Below are 18,315 nucleotides of genomic sequence, written 5' to 3' on the forward strand. Positions count from 1 at the left end.
GCCTTGCAGGGGATGGGCCACAGGCATACTTGCACCCACGTGGAAAATAACACCCAGTCACTTTTTGCCGCCCAGTCGCTTGAATCCCCCTGCGCACTGGCTGCCGCGCTGGCGCCTCATGCGGCGGCGGGGCATTTCGATGAGTTGCGGGGCCGTGTGTCCGAAGGCCCCGCGCCCGCTGAAGCGGCCGCGCCGGCACAGCCCGCGCTGCGGGCCGCGGGCAGCCCCCCTGAAACAGCCCCGGCCCGGCCCGAAGCCCCGGCGGCCGGGACGGACGACACCCTGTCGCCCGACTGGACACGCTTTTTCAACTTCCTCGGCAGCGACGGCTTTTACGACCTGAACCACCGCACCGCCAACCTGCGCCGCCAGATCCGCGACAACGGCGTGACCTACAACGTCTACGCCGACGCCAACGGCCCGCAGCGGCCCTGGTCGCTGGACCTGTTCCCCATGATGGTCTCGCCCGCCGACTGGGCGCAGATCGAGGCCGGCATCCAGCAGCGCGCCCGCCTGCTGGACCGCGTGATGGCCGACATCTACGGCCCGCAGGAGCTGCTCTCCAAAGGCCTGCTGCCCAGCGCGCTGGTGCATGCCCACCCGGGTTACCTGCGCGGCATGCAGGGCGTGCAGCCGGCCGGCGGCACCTATCTGCACATTGCCGCCTTCGACATCGCGCACGGCCCCGACGGCCGCTGGTCGGTGGTGTCGCAGCGCACGCAGGCTCCTTCGGGCCTGGGCTACCTGCTGGAAAACCGCCTGACGATTTCACTGCTGTTTCCCGAAGCCTTCCGCGAAATGAAGGTCGAGCGGCTGGCCGCGTCGTACAAGGCGCTGGTGGATGGCCTCAAGGCCATGAGCCCGACGGACAGCAACGAGGAAAGCCGCGTGGTGCTGCTGACGCCGGGGCCTTACAACGAAACCTATTTCGAGCACGCCTACCTGGCGCGCTTCCTGGGCCTGACACTGGTCGAGGGCAGCGACCTGCTGGTGCGCGATGACAAGCTTTACCTGAAAACCCTGCGCGGCCTGGAGCGGGTGCACGGACTGCTCAAGCGCCTGGACGACCAATTCCTCGATCCGCTGGAACTGCGCTCGGACTCCACACTGGGTGTGCCCGGCCTGCTGCAGGTGATACGCGCGGGCAATGTGTTGGTGGTCAACACGCCGGGCTCGGCCTTCCTCGAATCAAGTGCGCTGCTCGGCTTTCTTCCCGCGCTCTCCGAGCACCTGCTTGGTGAAACGCTGGCCCTGCCCTCGCTGGCCACCTGGTGGTGCGGCGAGCAGGCAGTGATGCAGGACGTGCTGAGCCAGCTCAAGACCTGCGTGATCAAACCGACCTATCCGGGCACCGGCATGGAATCCGTCATCGGCCATACCCTGTCGCGCCGTGCACTGGACGAATGGGCTGGCCGCATTGTTCGCCGGGGCGAAGACTTCACCGTGCAGGCTTACCTGCCTCTGCCGCAAACGCCGACCTGGCAGGGTGAGCGGATTTCCCCGCGCTCGGCCATGCTGCGCGTGTTTGCGGTGGCCGATGGCAACGGCTCCTGGCAGGTGCTGCCGGGCGGGCTGGCACGGCTGGCGGGCAAGAACGAAAACATGTCGTCGATGCAGCACGGCGGCAGCAGTGCCGACGTGTGGGTGCTGGGCGACCCCTCGGCAGCCAAGGCGATGGCCGAACACACCACCGCATCGCGCACCGAGCAGCCGGCGCCTGTCTGGGCCGCAGCGCCGCTGCGCCACCGCCCGCCCGTGACCAGCCGCGCGGCCGAAAACCTTTTCTGGCTGGGCCGCTACACCGAGCGTGCCGAAAACTCCACGCGGCTGGCGCAAATCACGCTGCAATGCCTGGGCGGCGAAGACCAGACCTCGCAGCCCTTGCTGGCCTGGCTGACCAGCATGGCCGTCGGCAACGCGCTGGTGCTGGACACCGTGCCGCCGGCCACGCATGCGCGCCGCGTCTTCGAACGCGCCCTGATCGCCAACCTGGCCGACACCGAACAGGCCGCCAGCGTAGGCTTTAACCTGCGGGCGCTCAAGAGCGCCGCATCTGCCGTGCGCGAACGCCTGTCGCAGGAACAATGGCACATGATCGTGCGCACCGAGACCGACTTCTTCCAGCGCTGCTCATCGTTCAGCGCGGTGGGCCAGACCCAAAGCCAGGGCGGGCAAAGCCAGAGCCAATCCAGCCAATACCTGCTCGAATATTCTTCCGTCGAGGCGCTGCGGGCGCTGGAGTCGGCCAGCGGCTTCCTCTCGGCCATGACGGGTGCGCAAACCGACCGCATGACCCGCGACGACGGCTGGCGCCTCCTGAGCGTGGGCCGGTTGATTGAACGGCTCAACACCCTGGCCGGCGCGCTGATTCGCGGCTTTGAAACCGGATCGATTTTTGAAGAAGGCGGCTTCAACGCCATGGTGGCGCTGTTCGACAGCACCATCACCTTCCACGCGCAGTACCAGCAGCGCCGCGACATCCCGGCCCTGCTCGATCTGCTGGTGCTGGACCGCGACAACCCGCGCTCCCTCGGCTGGGTGGTGCAGACCCTGCGCGGGCGCCTCGCCAAGCTGGCGGGCAGCGCGCCGGGCGACATGCCCGACCTGGCGATGGAACTGCCCGACCCCGGCAGCTGGGCCCTGGCTGATTTGTGCCAGGACGCCCAGGCCAGCACCGGCGATGGCGAAGATGAAAACGGCGGGCAACATGATGGGCGGCTGGTGCAGTTGCTCGAGCAGTGCTGCGATGCCGCGCTGGAACTGTCAGACACCTTGAGCCGCCGCTACTTCAGCCACGCGGCTTCTGCCAGCCAGAGCCTGGGCGCCTGAGGCCCTAGGAGTTTTTCCGTGCTGCTTCACGTCGTTCACGAAACCCGTTACCGCTATGCTCCGGTGGTGGAAAACGCGCACCATGTGGTGCACCTCAAGCCCGCCAGCCGAAACGGCCAGACCCTGCTGGACTATGCGTTGCGGGTGAACCCCGAACCGGTCCAGTTGCGCGAAACCGAAGATGTCTACGGCAATACGCGCACCTACTTTTCCCTGCAGGCGGCGCATGAGAGCCTGACGGTGGTGGCTGACAGCATCGTCTCCACGTCGGCCCTCAACCCGCTGCAATCAGAAGCGACCCTGTCCGCCGGCAAGCCTGCATCGCCCGCCTGGGAGCAGGTGCGCGAACAGTTCCGTTACCGCGCCGGCGCGGCCTACGACAGCGCCTCCGAATTCCTCTTCGCCTCGCCCTATGTGCCGCGCGACGATGCCTTCATTGAATTTTCCCGCCCCAGCTTCCTGCCGGGCAGGCCACTGCCCGAGGCAGCGCGCGACCTGATGGAACGCATTCACAGCACCATGACCTACGAGAGCGAAAGCACCGAAGTCAACACGCCGGCGCTCGAAGCGCTCAAGCTGGGCAAAGGCGTGTGCCAGGATTTCGCGCACATCATGGTGGCCTGCTGCCGCGCCATGGGCCTGCCGGCGCGTTATGTCAGCGGCTACCTTCTCACCACGCCACCGCCCGGCCAGCCACGGCTGGTGGGCAGCGACGCCTCGCATGCCTGGGCTTCGGTGTACTGCCCCGGCCTGGGCGCCTGGCTCGACTTCGACCCCACCAACAACCGCGCGCCGGGTGAAGATTACGTCACACTGGCCATCGGCCGCGACTTCCTCGATGTATCGCCCATGCGCGGTGTGATCCGCGGCGGTGCGCAGCACATCCTCGACGTGGCCGTTACGGTGGAGCCGGTGGCAAGCGCCGGGGACTGAGCGGCTTCGGCGGCGCTGGCAGCTCTTCCAGCAACGAGCCCTCAGGCAGGCTGCGTGCCAGGCAGCGCCGGCACAGGCTCACAAATTCCTGCGCGGCGCCCGACTGGGCCTGGCGCGGTTTGAAAGCCAGCAAGGCCCGGAACGACACATCAGCCGCCAGCGGAACGCTGCGCAGGCCCAGCGCCACATGTTCACGCGCCACCAGCGGATTGGTAACTGCCAGCCCGGCCCCGGCCAGCACCAGCGAACACTGCGTTGCGCTGTAAGGCGTTTCAATCACAAAGCGCGGCTGCACACCCGCCTGTGCGAACGCGGCTTCCAGCCGGCGCTGGGCCGTATCCGAGGCAGACAGGCCGACCAGCGGCACTTCTGCGAGATCCCTGGGCTGCAGGACCTGCTTGCGAGCGAGCGGGTGGGCCGCGGGCATGACGCACACCGCGGGCACCTGGTAAAAAAGCGAGGACACCAGGCCGCTGGTGTCCGCCTCGTCGCCCAGGAAAGCCAGGTCCACCGCCCCCTGGAACAAGGCCTCACGCAGCACCTTCGAGCTGTCGACCAGCAGCAGGCAACGCGTGCGCGGGTAGCTTCGCTGAAACTCGGCAAGCGCCCAGGGCATCACGCTGGCAGCCATGGCATGCAGTGAACCGATGCGCAGCACGGTGTCCTCATGCGACTGCAGGGCCACGATTTTTCGCTGCACGGCCTCGAGGCCTTCGTAGACCCGCTCGACCTCTTCCATCAGCGCGTGCGCCTCCGGCGTGGGCGTCAGCTTGCCTTTGGGCCGGTCAAACAGCTTGAGCCCGGCGCGCGCTTCGAGCTGCTGCAGCAGCTGCGTGACGGCCGGCTGGCTCACGTGCAGCGCCGCCGCCGCGCGGTTGGCGGTGCCCAGCCGCATGACCATGCGGAACACTTCAATCTGACGTGCACTGGCTTCGGCCATGGCGGTTTCCTATAAGTTTTACTTATTTTAAATCGCAAACAAGCGATGCATGAGAGGCCATCGTCTTCGTACCATCTGCCCATGAATCCTGTTTTCCCCGAATCCCTTCCAAACCCTGCGGCATGGAACGCCATCAGCCGCAACCCCCGACTGATGAGGCTGCGGTGCATCCTCTGCGCCCGTGAATACCCGCTGCAAGATTTACCCGCCGGCTGTCCGCACTGCGCGGCACAGGGCACGCCCGCCAGCCTGGAAGCCGTTTACACCGGGTTGCCCCAAACACTGAAAACAGCCAGCACAGGTTATAAGTGGGGCGACTGGCTGCCCTACACCCGCGGCGTTTCCCTGGGTGAAGGCAACACGCCTTGCCTGGACCTGCCGCGCCTGGCGCGCGAGCTTGGCCTGTGCCAGCTCAGCGCCAAGCATGAGGGCATGAACCCCACTGGCTCGCACAAAGACCGCATGTCGGCACAGGCCGTCAGCCGGGCGCTGGACGCAGGCGCGCAGACCGTGGTGCTGGCCTCCAGCGGCAACGCAGCAGTTTCGGCAGCAGCCTATTGCGCCGCGGCCGGGCTGCCCTGCGAAATCGCCACCTACCGCGACATGCCGGCGCCCTTCGCGCGGGCCCTCCATCACCTGGGCGCCCGGCGCATGGAGTTCGACCACGGCTTTGAGCGCTGGAACCATGTACGACGGCGGGTCGAGCAGGACGGGGCCTTTGCCCTCACCAACTACAGCGTGCCGGCGGTCGGCAGCCCTGCTTTTGGCGTGGAAGGCTACCGCGCCGTGGCGCTCGAATTTGTCGCTGGCGGCTGCGTGCCGGACCACGTGTTGGTCCCCACCGCCCGTGGCGACCTGCTCTGGGGCATTTACAGCGCACTGCGTGATTTGCACCGGGCGGGACTCATTGGGCACATGCCCAGGTTATGGGCCGTTGAGCCGTTCCCCCGCCTTTCCCGTGTGCTCGAGGGCGCGCCGCTGCAGTCGGAATTCAACGGCCAGACGACGCAGTTTTCGACAGGCGGCAGCACCGTCACGCTGCAACAGCAACTGGCCGTGCAGCAGTCGGGCGGCGGCGCCGTGGTCATTGATGACGCCGGCGCCATCCAGGGCAGCGCCAGGCTTGCAGCGCAAGGCCTGTGGGTGGAGCTTTGCGCCGGCGCCTGCCTCAATGCGCTGGCCCGCCTGCGCGCACTTGGCCAAGTGCAGGCATCAGAACACGCGTTGCTGCTGCTCACGGCCAAAGGCGACCGTGACACCTTTAACCCCATCCCTTGACCGCACGCCCCCTTTTCTTCAGCCCGCAAAGGAAATTTCACCGTGAAGACCCGACTGCTCACCACCCTGCTTCTGGCCTGCGCCACTCTGGCGGGAACCGCCCATGCCGCCTACCCCGACAAACCCATCCGCCTCATCGTGCCTTGGGCGCCGGGCGGCAGCACCGACGCCATCGCCCGCGCGATTGCCCAGCGCATGGGCGAGACCATGGGGCAAAGCGTGGTGGTCGACAACCGCTCCGGCGCTTCCGGGCGCATCGGCACCGAAGCCGCGGCCAAGGCCGCGCCCGACGGCTACACCTTCGCCATCGTCGAGCTGCCGCATGCGATTGCGCCGGCCGTGTTCAACAAGATGCCCTACGACCTGCTGCGCGACTTCACGCCGGTGTCCATGGTCGGCACCTCGCCGCTGCTGCTGTTTGCCGGCGGCGCGCAGTACAAGAATGGCGACATCAAGGGCTTCCTCAAAAACTACCGGAGCAGCAAGGTGCCGCTGGCGCTGGCCCACAGCGGCAATGGCTCCATCAGCCACCTCTCCAGCGAACTGTTCGCCAGCGCCACCGGGATCAAGGTCAACGCCATTCCCTATCGCGGCTCTGCGCCCGCGCTCACCGATGTTGCGGCCGGCCAGGTGGACGCGCATTTCGCCACGCTGGCCAGCGGCAGTTCGCTGCTCGGCGCGAACAGGATCTCTGCCTTGATGGTGACCGGCAATGCGCGCCTCGCCGCCCTGCCCGGCGTACCGACCGCGCACGAAGCCGGCATTGAGGGCATGCAGTTCAACCAGTGGTGGGCATTGGTGGCGCCGGCCACCACGCCGATCGAGATCGTCGAGCGGCTGCGCAGCGAAGCGGTGGCGGCGCTGGCGCACCCTTCCACACGCGAGCGCCTTACCACCCTGGGCATTGACCTGAAAGGCTCGACACGCGACGAACTGCGTGCCTTCATGCGCAACGAAGTAGACCGCTGGGGTGCTGTGGTGCGAAAGGCCGGCATCAAGCCCGAGTGACGCCGGCATGTGGAAGGTTGAAAGAGCACGGAACAAGCCGCGCAGGCCCTGGCGCCGTTCCATCATTTCCTTTCATGACCCCAAAGGCCTCCGGAACCCGCGCACCATCCTACAATTCCCTGCACTGCCAGCCGGTCACGCAGCCTCCTTCGCTATCAAAAACATAGCTGCTTGCACTCGTTCCTATTGGGCTGGAACCATTTTTCTTCACCAAAAGGACCACCATGAGCGCCTACGACAAGCTGAAAGCACTGAACATCACCCTGCCCACCGTGGCAACGCCCCTGGCAGCTTACCTGCCCTTCGTGCAGACCGGCAACCTGGTGTTCCTGAGCGGCCATATCGCCAAGAAGGACGGCAAGCCCCTCGTCGGCCAGCTCGGCAAGAACATGACGACAGAAGAAGGCAAGGCCGCCGCGCGCTCGGTCGCCATCGACCTGATGGGCACGCTCGAAGCCGCCGTCGGCCTGGGCAAGGTCAAGCGCATCGTCAAGCTCATGAGCCTGGTCAACTCCACCGGCGACTACACCGAGCAGCACCTGGTGACCAACGGCGCCAGCGAGTTGTTTGCAGAAGTCTTCGGCGACGCTGGCAAGCATGCGCGTAGCGCGTTCGGCGTGGCGCAAGTCCCCATGGGCGCCTGTGTGGAGATTGACCTGGTGGCTGAAGTCGAATAAGCCGGCTACACAGCATCCGCAATGGCTGTGGGGCCGACGCGCCGGCGACAAGCGCTATCCAGCGGCCCGGCTTAAACTCGTAACGCTCGGCCATTTCGCCGGGCAGCGTTCTCAGGGCGGGGTGAAATTCCCCACCGGCGGTGTTTGCAGGAAACTGCATCAGCCCGCGAGCGCCTGGTTGCCGTGCTTCATACGGCAACCAGGGTCAGCAGATTCGGTTCAACTCCGAAGCCGACGGTCACAGTCCGGATGAAAGAGAGCGCGATGTTTACGGCTGTGCCGTGGGCGCCTATGGCTGGGTGCGGGTTCTCCGCAGCGGCTGTTCGTTCTCCCACGTGCTGGCCGCAGGCTCGTGCGCCCTGATTCTGGTAACACCTGGCAAAAAGGCATCCATGAGTCAGACAGATATTTCCCCACCTTCGGCTTCCCGTTCGGGCGGCACACCCACCAAGGCACGTTTCGCCTTTATCCAGTCGTCCTGGCACGAAGACATCGTGGACCAGGGCCGCGGCGCTTTCCTGGCTGAGATGGCCAGGCAAGGCGTCGCCGCTGAATCCATCGACACGTTTGAAGTGCCCGGCGCGTTCGAAATTCCGCTCCACGCGAAAAAGCTCGCACAGTCGGGCCGTTATGCAGGCGTGGTCTGCTGCGGTCTGGTGGTCGATGGCGGCATCTACCGCCATGAGTTTGTAGCTGACGCGGTGATCAGCGCATTGATGGGCATCCAGCTGGAAACCGGCGTGCCGGTGTTTTCAGCGGTGCTGACGCCGCAGCATTTTCATGAGCATGAGGAACACCGCAAGTTCTTCACGGAACATTTCCTGACCAAGGGCAAGGAAGTGGCGCAAGCCTGCCTGGAGACGGTGGCCGGCCTGAAGAAGCTTGATCTGTTGCTGGCAGCTTGATTGCTGAAAGCTGGCAGACCGGCGAGCGCAGCATCTTGCTATTAAATCAATAGCTTCTTGCGCCCGCCAGTTTTGGCTTTCGGTCAGTTTTACTCAACGCGGTTGATGCCGGTGGGTTTGAAGCCCAGATCGGCCGCCTTGCCCTTGCGCGCGCGCGCCGCACGGGCATTGTTCAGGCTGCGAATTTCCAGCGTCTCCTCGCGCGCCTTGCCGCCGCGGCCAATGCCTTCGATCTTCACACTGCGCGTGTAAGCGGCTGCACCAGCCAAAGTGTCTTTGGCTTCGAGGTCGATCAGCATCAGGCCGCGCCCGCCGGCGGCCTGCATCTTGAGTTCCGCGATTTCAAACGTCAGGATGCGGCCGCCGGTCGAGGCGCAAGCCACATGCGTGGCCGGCACCAAGGGCGCCGCTGCGCTGGTGAAAGCGGCATGCGAAGGCCTGCAAATGGTTTCACCTTCAGCGCAGCTGATGAAGGCCTTGCCGGCTTTGAGGCGCGACGTCATGTTCTCGACCGTGGCGAGGAAGCCGTAGCCGCCGCTGGCGCTCAGCAGCAATGCGGCATTGGACGGGCCCGCAAAATAATGCACCAGCTGCGTGCCCGACTCCAGATCAATCAGGGTGGTGAGCGGCTGGCCGTCGCCGCGCGCACCGGGCAGCAATGACACCGGCACCGAATAAATGCGGCCGCGCGAACCAAAGGCCAGCAGCGTGTCGATGGTGCGGCACTCGAAGGTGCCGTACAGCCCGTCGCCCGCCTTGAAGGCGAAGCCTGCCGGGTCATGTCCGTGACCGTTGCGTGCGCGCACCCAGCCCTTGTCGCTGATGACCACGGTCACCGGCTCGTCGAGCACCTTGACTTCGAGCACGGCTTTTTTCTCGGCCTGGATCAGCGTGCGGCGCGCATCGGCGAATTGCTTGGCGTCAGCCTCAATTTCCTTGACCAGCAGACGTTTGAGCGCAGCCGGGCTGCCCAGGATTTCCTCAAGCCGGCCTTGCTCTTCGCGCAGGTTTTTCAGGTCCTGCTCGATCTTGATGGCTTCAAGCCGTGCCAGTTGGCGCAGGCGGATTTCAAGAATGTCCTCGGCCTGGATTTCGCTGAGTTGGAAGCGCGCGATCAGCGCCAGCTTGGGCTCTTCCGACTGGCGGATGATGGCAATCACCTCGTCGATGTTGAGCAACACCAGCTGGCGGCCTTCGAGGATGTGGATGCGGGCCAGCACTTTGTCGAGCCGGTGCTGCGAGCGCTTTTGCACCGTGGTCTGGCGGAACTCTATCCATTCCGCCAGCATCTGGCGCAGGTTTTTCTGCGTCGGCTTGCCGTCCAGCCCGACCATGGTCAGGTTGATGGGCGAGGAGCTTTCCAGGCTGGTGTTGGCCAGCAGCGTGTTGATGAGTTCGGACTGGCTGATCTTGCTGGTCTTGGGCTCGAACACCAGGCGCACGGCGGCGTCCTTGCTGGATTCGTCGCGCACCACGTCGAGCACGGCCAGAATGGTCTGCTTGAGTTGCACCTGGTCCTGGCTCAGGGCTTTTTTGCCGGCCTTGATTTTCGGGTTGGTGAGCTCTTCGATTTCCTCGAGCACACGCTGCGTGCTGACGCCGGGCGGCAGCTCCTGCACCACCAGCTGCCACTGGCCGCGCGCGAGTTCTTCGATCTTCCAGCGGGCGCGCACCTTGAGCGAGCCGCGGCCCGTGCTGTAGGCCGCCGCGATTTCCGCGCCGCTGGAAATAATTTGCCCGCCACCCGGGTAGTCGGGCCCGGCGATCAGCGCATACAGCTCTTCGTCGGCAAGCTTGGGCGTCTTGATGAGCGCCACACAGGCGTCGGCGACTTCGCGCAGGTTGTGGCTGGGGATTTCGGTGGCCAGGCCCACGGCAATGCCGCTGGCGCCATTGAGCAGCGTGAACGGCAGCCGTGCCGGCAACTGGCGCGGTTCTTCGAAAGAGCCGTCGTAGTTGGGTACGAAGTCGACCGTGCCTTCATCAAGCTCATCGAGCAGCAGCGTCGTGATGCGGGCCAGCCGAGCCTCGGTGTATCGCATGGCCGCTGCGCCGTCGCCGTCGCGGCTGCCGAAATTGCCTTGGCCATCGACCAGCGGATAGCGCTGGCTGAAGTCCTGCGCCATGCGCACCATGGCGTCATACGCCGCCTGGTCGCCGTGCGGGTGGTATTTACCGAGCACGTCGCCGACAACGCGCGCGCTCTTGACAGGCTTGGCACCGCTCGCGCCATTCGCCCCGCCAAAACCCAGGCCCATGCGCGACATGCTGAAGAGGATGCGGCGCTGCACCGGCTTCTGGCCATCGCAAACGTCGGGCAAGGCGCGGCCCTTGACGACACTGAGGGCATATTCAAGGTAAGCCCGCTGCGCGTACGCGGCCAGGGAATCCTGGTCTGCGGGTTCGGGGATCGGGGCTACTGCGTCCGGTGTAAAGAGATCCATCTTGAGTTTGGCTTGGCGGGTAAGGTGGCGTGAGGCATGCCGGCACACGCGGGTGCGGCCGCCACAGGGTTACAAAAAGAAAAGCTGTCTATCAGGCTGCCGGGCAGGACACAAGGCGCATTGTGACCTCAGTACGGCTCGGGCAAGGCCTCTGGCGTGGCGGTGGACACCACCGTGGGTGACACCATGTTGCCGCGGCCGGTGGCCCCGCCCATCATTTCCATGCGAACGCGGCCGCCGGACGCCATGCTGGGTGGCTTGAGGTGGTTATAGAGCTGCATCACGGTCTTGACGTAGTTTTTGGTTTCAGGATAGTTCGGAATCTTGTTGCCGGCACGCTGAACGGCGCCTTCGCCGGCGTTGTACGCAGCGATGGCCAATTCGAGCTGGCCGGGAAACATGGCAATCAGGTCACTGAGGTAGCTGGAGCCGGCCCGGATGTTGGTCTTGGGATCGGTGAGCCTTTTGTGGATGGTGGAATCCTTGGTGGCCCGCACGCCATAGCGCTCCGCTGTCGGCGGGATCAGCTGCATCAGCCCGACCGCACCCTTGGGCGAAACGGCCTGGGCGTTGAATCCGGATTCGGTGGCGATCAGTGCCTGCAGCAGCTCGTAGTCGATGCCGTGCTTGGCAGAAGCCTCGCGCAGCAAGTGCTTGACGGCCTTGTAGTTGGGCGACACATCAAAGTAGGCCAGCAGCTTGGGCGGCGCATTGGCCACGCCGGTGGCCTGATTGGCGCCATTGCCAACCGCCTTGCCGCTTTTGGCAACGCTGTTGCCTGCACTAAAGCTTTCTGCGCCGCGGAAAAAAAGCTCATAACGCTCATCGAGCCGTACAGCCGAGAAATGCGCAATGCCTTCTTTATCGACGTAACCCCAGATGTCAGCCCGGGCGGGCCCCGCGAACAGCGCCGCCAGCCCCAGAACGAGCAAGGGCAATGCCGGCGCACGCAACAGGCGTGCAAAGCGCGGCAAGGTTGACGGCAATTTCAAAAAAGAATTCATCAAATATCTATTTCCACGGCGTCACCGTGCAACTCCATCAGTTCGCGGCGCGCTGCGGCCTCGCCTTTGCCCATCAGCTTGGTGATGAGCGTCTCGGTCTGCAGAAAATCCTGGTTGCCCAGTTGCACGGGCAACAGGCGGCGGGTGTCAGGATTGAGTGTGGTTTCCCACAATTGTTCCGCGCTCATCTCGCCCAGGCCCTTGAAGCGGCTGATGCTCCAGGCGCCTTCCTTCACGCCATCCTTGCGCAACTTGTCCAATATGGCGGTCAGTTCGCCTTCATCAAGGGCGTACACCTTTGAAGCCGGCTTTTTGCCCCGCGCCGGCGCATCCACCCGGTACAGCGGCGGCCGGGCCACATAGACATTACCTGATTCGATCAATTTGGGGAAGTGGCGGAAAAAGAGGGTCAAAAGCAGCACCTGGATATGCGAGCCGTCCACATCGGCGTCGCTCAGGATGCAAACCTTGCCGTAGCGCAGGCCAGAGAGGTCCGGCGTATCGTTCGGGCCGTGCGGGTCGACCCCGATGGCGACCGCGATGTCGTGGATTTCGGTGTTGGCAAACAGGCGGTCGCGCTCGACCTCCCAGGTATTGAGCACCTTGCCGCGCAGCGGCAGGATGGCCTGGCTTTCCTTGTCGCGGCCCATCTTGGCGCTGCCGCCGGCCGAATCACCCTCGACCAGGAAGACTTCGTTGTGCGCCAAATCCCGGCTTTCGCAGTCGGTCAGCTTGCCGGGCAGCACGGCCACACCGGAGCCCTTGCGTTTTTCGACCTTCTGGCCGGCTTTCTGCCGGGTTTGGGCGGCCTTGATGGCCAGTTCGGCCAGTTTGCGGCCGTAATCGACGTGCTGGTTAAGCCAAAGCTCCAGCGTGGGCCGCACAAAGCTGGACACCAGCCGTACCGCGTCGCGTGAATTGAGGCGTTCCTTGATCTGGCCCTGGAACTGTGGATCGAGCACCTTGGCGCTCAGGACATAGCTGGCGCGGGCAAAAACGTCTTCCGGCAAGAGCTTGACCCCCTTGGGCAGCAGCGAATGCAGGTCGACAAAGCTCTTGACGGCATTGAAGAGGCCGTCGCGCAGGCCGCTTTCGTGCGTGCCGCCGGCGCTGGTGGGAATCAGGTTGACGTAGCTTTCGCGCACCGGCTGCCCCTCTTCGGTGAAGGCCACGCACCACTGCGCGCCCTCGCCTTCGGCAAAACTCTCGTGCGAAGCGTCGGCAAAACCTTCGCCCTCAAACATCGGGATCACCGGGTCGCCGGTTAGCGTCTGCATCAGGTAATCGCGCAGGCCGCCCTTGTAGAGCCAGGTTTGGGTATCTTTGGTTTTCTCGTTGGTCAGCGTTACCGTGACGCCGGGCATCAGCACCGCCTTGCTGCGCAGCAGGTGCGTGAGCTCGGCCATGGGCAGCGCGGCCGATTCAAAGTATTTGGAATCGGGCCAGGCGCGGACGGTGGTACCCGTCTTGCGGTCTCCATCGCCGTTTTTGCGCAGGTGCAGCTTTTCAATGACGTCACCGCCCGAGAACACCAGGTGGGCGACCATGCCTTCACGGTAAGAGGTGACTTCCAGCCGCTTGGACAGTGCATTGGTCACGCTCACGCCGACGCCGTGCAAGCCACCCGAGAAGCTGTAGGCGCCTCCCTTGCCTTTGTCAAATTTGCCGCCCGCGTGCAGCCGGGTATAGACGATCTCGATGACCGGTACCTTTTCTTCAGGGTGCAGGCCGAAAGGAACGCCTCGGCCGTCGTCGTCGACGCTCACCGAGCCGTCGGTGTGCAGCGTGACCTTGATCTTCTTGCCGTAGCCGGCCAGGGCCTCGTCGGCGGAGTTGTCCAGCACTTCCTGGATGATGTGCAGGGGGTTGTCGGTGCGCGTATACATGCCCGGCCGTTGCTTGACGGGCTCCAGGCCCTTGAGCACGCGGATCGAGCCTTCGGAATATTCGGTGGGTAGTTTGTCAGCCATGGCAGATGAAAGAATTGCCGCAATTGTAGTCGGGGCCGGCAAAGTCACTGTATAAATATACAGCCAACCTGATTTGAGACAGGGAACGAAGTGCGGCCCGGGCAGTGTTCCGCCATTTTCGTTACAGTCGGCAAAGAGCCTTCCGGCCGCCTCAGGCCTTTCCTTTTTTTCGCCACTCGCGGCGACTCGCCCATGACCACCGAAACCAAAAAACTCTCCATGCTGCAGGTGCTGATCTGCGGCGCCACCATCGTCACGCTGTCCATGGGCATTCGCCACGGTTTTGGCCTCTGGCTGCAGCCCATCACGCAGGCGCAGGGCTGGACGCGCGAGACTTTTGCCTTTGCGCTGGCGGTGCAAAACCTGTCCTGGGGGGTGTTCGGCATTTTTGCCGGCATGGCGGCTGACCGCTTTGGCGCCTTCCGCGTGATCGTGGGCGGTGCCCTGCTGTACGGGCTGGGCCTGGTGGGCATGGCGCTGTCGCCCACCGGTTTCCTGTTCACCCTGACAGCCGGCGTGCTGATTGGTGCCGCGCAGGCCGGAACCACGTATGCCGTGATTTATGGCGTGATCGGGCGCAATATTTCGGCCGATAAACGCTCGTGGGCCATGGGCGTGGCCGCGGCGGCGGGCTCATTCGGCCAGTTCCTGATGGTGCCGACCGAAGGTTTCCTGATCAGCAGCCTGGGCTGGAAAGAGGCTTTACTGGTGCTGAGCGGCGCCGTGCTGCTGATTGCGCCGCTGGCATTGGGCCTGCGCGAAGGCGGTTTCACCGGCGGGCAGCCTGCCAAACGCGAGCAGACTATCCTTCAGGCGCTGCGCGAGGCTTTCAAGTACCCGAGCTTTCAATTGCTGATGGCGGGCTACTTTGTCTGCGGCTTCCAGGTGGTGTTCATCGGCGTCCACATGCCCAGCTACCTCAAGGACAAGGGCCTGTCGCCCCAAGTCGCAAGTTACGCGCTGGCGCTGATCGGCCTCTTTAATGTGTTCGGCACATACATTGCGGGCTCGCTGGGCCAGAAAATTGCCAAGCGCAAGATCCTGGCGACGATTTATCTCTCGCGCGCCATCGTGATCGCCGTGTTCCTGGCGGCACCGCTCAGCCCCTTGAGCGTCTACATCTTTGCCAGCCTGATGGGCCTGCTATGGCTGTCGACCATCCCGCCGACCAATGCCGTCGTGGCGCAGATCTTCGGCATCCAGCACTTGTCGATGCTGGGTGGCTTTATCTTCTTCAGCCACCAGATCGGCTCCTTCCTGGGCGTCTGGCTGGGCGGCTATTTATATGACCGCACGGGCAGCTACGACATCGTCTGGTACATCGCGATTGCATTGGGCGTGTTTGCCGCGCTGGTGAACCTGCCGGTTCGTGAATCACCGATTGCACGCGCGGCCGTGCCCCAAGGGGCCTGACGTGGCCAAAAGAATCGGCCTGTGGACGCTTGCGATCATCGCGTCGCTGGGGGTGTTTGCCCTCTACACACGGCCGGATTTCCTGTTCACACTCGCCAACCAGGTCTGGGCCTGCTTCTAGCGCAAGGCCCTGCCTGGGGGTTTTATGTGTGTTTTGGGCTGCGGCCCAATCAGGACGGGCGCAAGCAGCTATGAAAACAATAGTAATTACCGGAGCTTCGGACGGCATAGGCGCTGAAATGGCGCGGCAATTGGCCAAAACCCACGGCGCCGGCATGGCGCTGGTGCTGGCCGCGCGCAATGAAGCACTGCTCAATGAGGTTGCGGGCCAATGCGTTGCCCACGGGGCACTGACCCTGGCCGTCAAGACCGATGTGTCGCAAGAGGACCAATGCCGCCAGCTGGTGGCCGCCGCCATCGGCCGGTTCGGGCAAATCGATGCCTTGATCAACAACGCAGGCATGTCGGCGCAAGCCCTTTTTGAAGACGTCAAGGCCCAGGACCTGGCCTGGTACGAACAGTTGATGCGCATCAACCTCTGGGGCAGCGTCTGGTGCACCCATGCCGCACTGCCGTATTTAAAAGTGCGCCACGGCAGCATCGTGGCGGTCTCCAGCCTGGCAGGCCTGATCGGCGTGCCCGGCCGCACCGCCTACAGCGCCACCAAATTCGCCATGACGGGCTTCTTCGAGGCATTGCGGGCCGAGCTTAAAACGGCCGGTGTCAGCGTAACGACGGCCTACCCGGGCGTGGTCGCCACCCGCATCCGCCACCGTGGCTTCAACGCGGCCGGCGTGGCGGCAGGTGCCAGCGGCCTGAAAGAAGACGACGCCATGAGTGTCGAGGAATGCGCGCGGCTCATCCTTGAGGGCATGGAGCGCCGGGAACGCGAGGTGGTCATGACGGCCAAGGGCAAGCTGGGCCGCTGGCTCAAGCTGATCGCGCCGGGCCGGGTCGAGGCGATGGCGCTCGCCGCGCTCAAAGATGACGTAAGACCCTACTGATGGAAAACAATGCGCATGGCACGGAACCACCCTCCGCCTGGGTGCAGCGCTGGTCGCACCTGGTGCCCCAGGGTGGCATGGTGCTGGACGTGGCCTGCGGCCATGGCCGCCACGCGCGCTGGTTTTATGAGAAAGAACATCCTCTGACCCTTGTAGACCGTGCGCAAGCAGCTATCGAATTCATAGCATCAGCTCTTCCCACACGCCCCGCCCAAACCGTTGAAGCCGTGGTGGCCGACATTGAGGAGGGTCCCTGGCCCTTTGAAGGACGACAGTTTGAGGCCGTCATCGTCACCAATTACCTGTGGCGCCCGCTCCTGCCCGCGCTGCTGGCCAGTCTGGCGCCGGGTGGCGTGCTGATTTACGAAACTTTTACGCAGGGCAATGAAACGGTGGGCAAACCCTCGCGCCCCGACTTTTTGCTGCGTCCCGGTGAATTGCTGCAGGTCTGCCAGGGCTTGAGAGTGGTGGCCTTCGAGGAGGGTTTTGAGGAGCGTCCGCCACGATTTGTCCAGCGCATCGCCGCCGTCCGCGAATCAGCCACCACTGCGGGTTTATCCGCCCCCCTTCATACCGCGGAGGGGGCTCCACCCCGCTATAGACTGACCTAGGCTCTGGGTAGAATGCAGGATTGGCCTTTTCCGGGGCCGGCTTGAAGCTGTTCAGGCCGGAACACCCCAGATACCTGCATGGCCGCGAACGTTTACAAGCAGAGCATGAAACCCATTACTGGCAGCATCGTTGCACTGGCAACGCCCTTGCACGAAGACGGCAGCGTAGATTACCCCACCCTGCGCAAGCTGGTTGACTGGCACATTGCCGAAGGGACCGACTGCATCGGCGTGGTCGGCACCACCGGCGAATCCCCAACCGTCAATGTCGAAGAACATTGCGAAATCATCCGGGTGTCGGTGGAGCAAGCCAAAAAGCGCGTGCCTATCATGGCCGGCTGCGGCGCCAACTCAACCGCCGAAGCCATCGAATTGGCCAAATTTGCCAAAGGCGTCGGCGCGGACTGCCAGCTGCAGGTCGTTCCCTATTACAACAAGCCCACCCAGGAAGGCCAGTACCGGCACTTCAAGGCGATTGCGGAAGCGGTTGGCGACCTCCCCACCGTGCTTTACAACGTGCCCGGCCGCACCGTCGCCGATATGGCGCATGCCACCGTGCTGCGCCTGGCCCAGGTGCCCGGCATTGTCGGCATCAAGGAAGCCACCGGCAACATCGAGCGCGCCCAGTGGCTGATCAAGGAAGTGCCCAAGGGCTTTGCCGTGTATTCAGGCGACGACCCGACCGCCGTGGCGCTGATGCTTTGCGGCGGCCAGGGCAATGTCAGCGTGACGGCCAACGTCGCGCCTCGCCTCATGCACGAGCTGTGCGTGGCCGCCGTGGCCGGCGATGCCCGCCGCGCCATGGAGCTGCAACTTAAATTGCTGCCGCTGCATCGAAACCTGTTTGTCGAAGCCAACCCGATTCCCGTCAAGTGGGCCATGGCCCGGATGGGCCTTTGCGGCGGCACATTGCGCCTGCCGATGACGCCGCTGGAAACATCGAACGAAGCCGCCGTGGAAAGCGCCCTGCGCATCTGCGGCCTGGTCTGATTTGCCTGATCTGATTTTTAAGGGAACCCAAGTGAAGATATTGCCAACACATCCTGCATTTTCCAAAGCCCGGAGCGCCGCCACCGTGTCTGCACTGGTTGCCCTCGGTCTGCTCGCCGGCTGCTCCTCCATCAGGGATGTGATGGAAGGCGAACGCGTCGACTACAAAAGCAGCGGCGCCAAAGCCCCTTCCCTGGCGATCCCTCCCGACCTCACACAACTGAGCCGCGAAACCCGTTATGTGGTGCCCGGCACCGCGGTGTCCGCCAGCAGCTACCAGGTAGGCCAGCCAACCCAGGCCGTGCAGAC

At 64.2% G+C, this 18,315-nt stretch carries 14 protein-coding genes, 1 pseudogene and 1 riboswitch; of the genes and pseudogenes, 11 read left to right on the top strand and 4 right to left on the bottom strand.

Annotated elements, in window-relative coordinates:
• The first annotated feature begins 39 nt into the window (after positions 1-39).
• Both AC1DWI_RS01545 and AC1DWI_RS01550 read left to right on the top strand, forming a co-directional pair.
• The gene (locus tag AC1DWI_RS01545) at positions 40-2,829 is read left to right on the top strand and encodes a circularly permuted type 2 ATP-grasp protein (RefSeq protein ID WP_477671103.1); all 2,790 of its coding nucleotides are present in this window, start codon (positions 40-42) and stop codon (positions 2,827-2,829) included.
• An 18-nt stretch (positions 2,830-2,847) separates the two neighbouring features.
• Entirely contained in the window at positions 2,848-3,762 is a 915-nt protein-coding gene (locus AC1DWI_RS01550) for a transglutaminase family protein (protein ID WP_477671104.1), read from the top strand.
• On the opposite strand, the gene AC1DWI_RS01555 is transcribed toward AC1DWI_RS01550, so the two are convergent.
• The gene (locus tag AC1DWI_RS01555) at positions 3,728-4,702 is read right to left on the bottom strand and encodes a LysR substrate-binding domain-containing protein (protein ID WP_477671105.1); all 975 of its coding nucleotides are present in this window, start codon (positions 4,700-4,702) and stop codon (positions 3,728-3,730) included. The genes AC1DWI_RS01550 and AC1DWI_RS01555 overlap by 35 nt on opposite strands.
• A gap of 81 nt (positions 4,703-4,783) precedes the next feature.
• Between AC1DWI_RS01555 and AC1DWI_RS01560 the strand changes: the two genes are divergently transcribed.
• The 4 genes from AC1DWI_RS01560 to AC1DWI_RS01575 all read left to right on the top strand — a co-directional run bounded on the left by AC1DWI_RS01560 (position 4,784) and on the right by AC1DWI_RS01575 (position 8,570).
• Positions 4,784-5,980, top strand: a complete 1,197-nt coding sequence (locus AC1DWI_RS01560; RefSeq protein WP_477671106.1) for a pyridoxal-phosphate dependent enzyme — start codon at positions 4,784-4,786, stop codon at positions 5,978-5,980.
• A 42-nt stretch (positions 5,981-6,022) separates the two neighbouring features.
• The gene (locus tag AC1DWI_RS01565) at positions 6,023-6,988 is read left to right on the top strand and encodes a tripartite tricarboxylate transporter substrate binding protein (protein ID WP_477671107.1); all 966 of its coding nucleotides are present in this window, start codon (positions 6,023-6,025) and stop codon (positions 6,986-6,988) included.
• A gap of 224 nt (positions 6,989-7,212) precedes the next feature.
• Positions 7,213-7,665, top strand: a complete 453-nt coding sequence (locus AC1DWI_RS01570; RefSeq protein ID WP_457278917.1) for a RidA family protein — start codon at positions 7,213-7,215, stop codon at positions 7,663-7,665.
• Positions 7,666-7,768: 103 nt separating this feature from the next.
• Positions 7,769-7,930, top strand: a riboswitch (FMN riboswitch).
• 127 nt (positions 7,931-8,057) lie between these two features.
• Entirely contained in the window at positions 8,058-8,570 is a 513-nt protein-coding gene (locus AC1DWI_RS01575) for a 6,7-dimethyl-8-ribityllumazine synthase (protein WP_477671108.1), read from the top strand.
• Between the two features lie 89 nt (positions 8,571-8,659).
• Here AC1DWI_RS01575 and parC read toward each other — a convergent pair whose 3' ends face one another.
• The 3 genes from parC to AC1DWI_RS01590 all read right to left on the bottom strand — a co-directional run bounded on the left by parC (position 8,660) and on the right by AC1DWI_RS01590 (position 13,988).
• On the bottom strand, positions 8,660-11,014 hold the full coding sequence (parC, locus tag AC1DWI_RS01580) for a DNA topoisomerase IV subunit A (RefSeq protein ID WP_477671109.1): 2,355 nt from the start codon (positions 11,012-11,014) through the stop codon (positions 8,660-8,662).
• Between the two features lie 128 nt (positions 11,015-11,142).
• On the bottom strand, positions 11,143-12,018 hold the full coding sequence (locus AC1DWI_RS01585) for a lytic transglycosylase domain-containing protein (protein WP_477671110.1): 876 nt from the start codon (positions 12,016-12,018) through the stop codon (positions 11,143-11,145).
• Entirely contained in the window at positions 12,018-13,988 is a 1,971-nt protein-coding gene (locus AC1DWI_RS01590) for a DNA topoisomerase IV subunit B (protein WP_477671111.1), read from the bottom strand. The genes AC1DWI_RS01585 and AC1DWI_RS01590 overlap by 1 nt, the downstream gene beginning before the upstream one ends.
• A gap of 192 nt (positions 13,989-14,180) precedes the next feature.
• On the opposite strand from AC1DWI_RS01590, the gene AC1DWI_RS01595 reads away from it, so the two are divergent.
• From AC1DWI_RS01595 to AC1DWI_RS01615, 5 genes and pseudogenes are all read left to right on the top strand, one after another.
• Positions 14,181-15,401 (top strand): MFS transporter, encoded by a 1,221-nt coding sequence (locus tag AC1DWI_RS01595; RefSeq protein ID WP_477671112.1) that lies wholly within the window; start codon positions 14,181-14,183, stop codon positions 15,399-15,401.
• 191 nt (positions 15,402-15,592) lie between these two features.
• Positions 15,593-16,405, top strand: coding sequence for an SDR family oxidoreductase (locus AC1DWI_RS01600; RefSeq protein WP_477671113.1), 813 nt, complete (start codon positions 15,593-15,595; stop codon positions 16,403-16,405).
• Complete coding sequence (locus AC1DWI_RS01605) at positions 16,405-17,016, top strand: class I SAM-dependent methyltransferase (protein WP_477671114.1); 612 nt, start codon at positions 16,405-16,407, stop codon at positions 17,014-17,016. Before AC1DWI_RS01600 ends, AC1DWI_RS01605 begins: the two co-directional genes overlap by 1 nt.
• Before the next feature lie 105 nt (positions 17,017-17,121).
• A complete protein-coding gene (dapA, locus tag AC1DWI_RS01610; protein ID WP_457278927.1) occupies positions 17,122-18,006 on the top strand; it encodes a 4-hydroxy-tetrahydrodipicolinate synthase in 885 nt (294 codons plus the stop codon).
• A gap of 85 nt (positions 18,007-18,091) precedes the next feature.
• Positions 18,092-18,315, top strand: a pseudogene (locus AC1DWI_RS01615) (outer membrane protein assembly factor BamC); the annotation flags it as partial.

Source organism: Polaromonas sp. P3_C2, from assembly GCF_056402675.1.

Bases quoted from the DNA above. Each gene is read 5' to 3' on its own strand.
- AC1DWI_RS01555 (WP_477671105.1), bottom strand. From the start codon at position 4,702: ATGGCCGAAGCCAGTGCACGTCAGATTGAAGTGTTCCGCATGGTCATG.
- AC1DWI_RS01560 (WP_477671106.1), top strand. From the start codon at position 4,784: ATGAATCCTGTTTTCCCCGAATCCCTTCCAAACCCTGCGGCATGGAAC.
- AC1DWI_RS01570 (WP_457278917.1), top strand. From the start codon at position 7,213: ATGAGCGCCTACGACAAGCTGAAAGCACTGAACATCACCCTGCCCACC.
- AC1DWI_RS01575 (WP_477671108.1), top strand. From the start codon at position 8,058: ATGAGTCAGACAGATATTTCCCCACCTTCGGCTTCCCGTTCGGGCGGC.
- parC (WP_477671109.1), bottom strand. From the start codon at position 11,014: ATGGATCTCTTTACACCGGACGCAGTAGCCCCGATCCCCGAACCCGCA.
- AC1DWI_RS01585 (WP_477671110.1), bottom strand. From the start codon at position 12,018: ATGAATTCTTTTTTGAAATTGCCGTCAACCTTGCCGCGCTTTGCACGC.
- AC1DWI_RS01590 (WP_477671111.1), bottom strand. From the start codon at position 13,988: ATGGCTGACAAACTACCCACCGAATATTCCGAAGGCTCGATCCGCGTG.
- AC1DWI_RS01595 (WP_477671112.1), top strand. From the start codon at position 14,181: ATGACCACCGAAACCAAAAAACTCTCCATGCTGCAGGTGCTGATCTGC.
- AC1DWI_RS01600 (WP_477671113.1), top strand. From the start codon at position 15,593: ATGAAAACAATAGTAATTACCGGAGCTTCGGACGGCATAGGCGCTGAA.
- AC1DWI_RS01605 (WP_477671114.1), top strand. From the start codon at position 16,405: ATGGAAAACAATGCGCATGGCACGGAACCACCCTCCGCCTGGGTGCAG.
- dapA (WP_457278927.1), top strand. From the start codon at position 17,122: ATGAAACCCATTACTGGCAGCATCGTTGCACTGGCAACGCCCTTGCAC.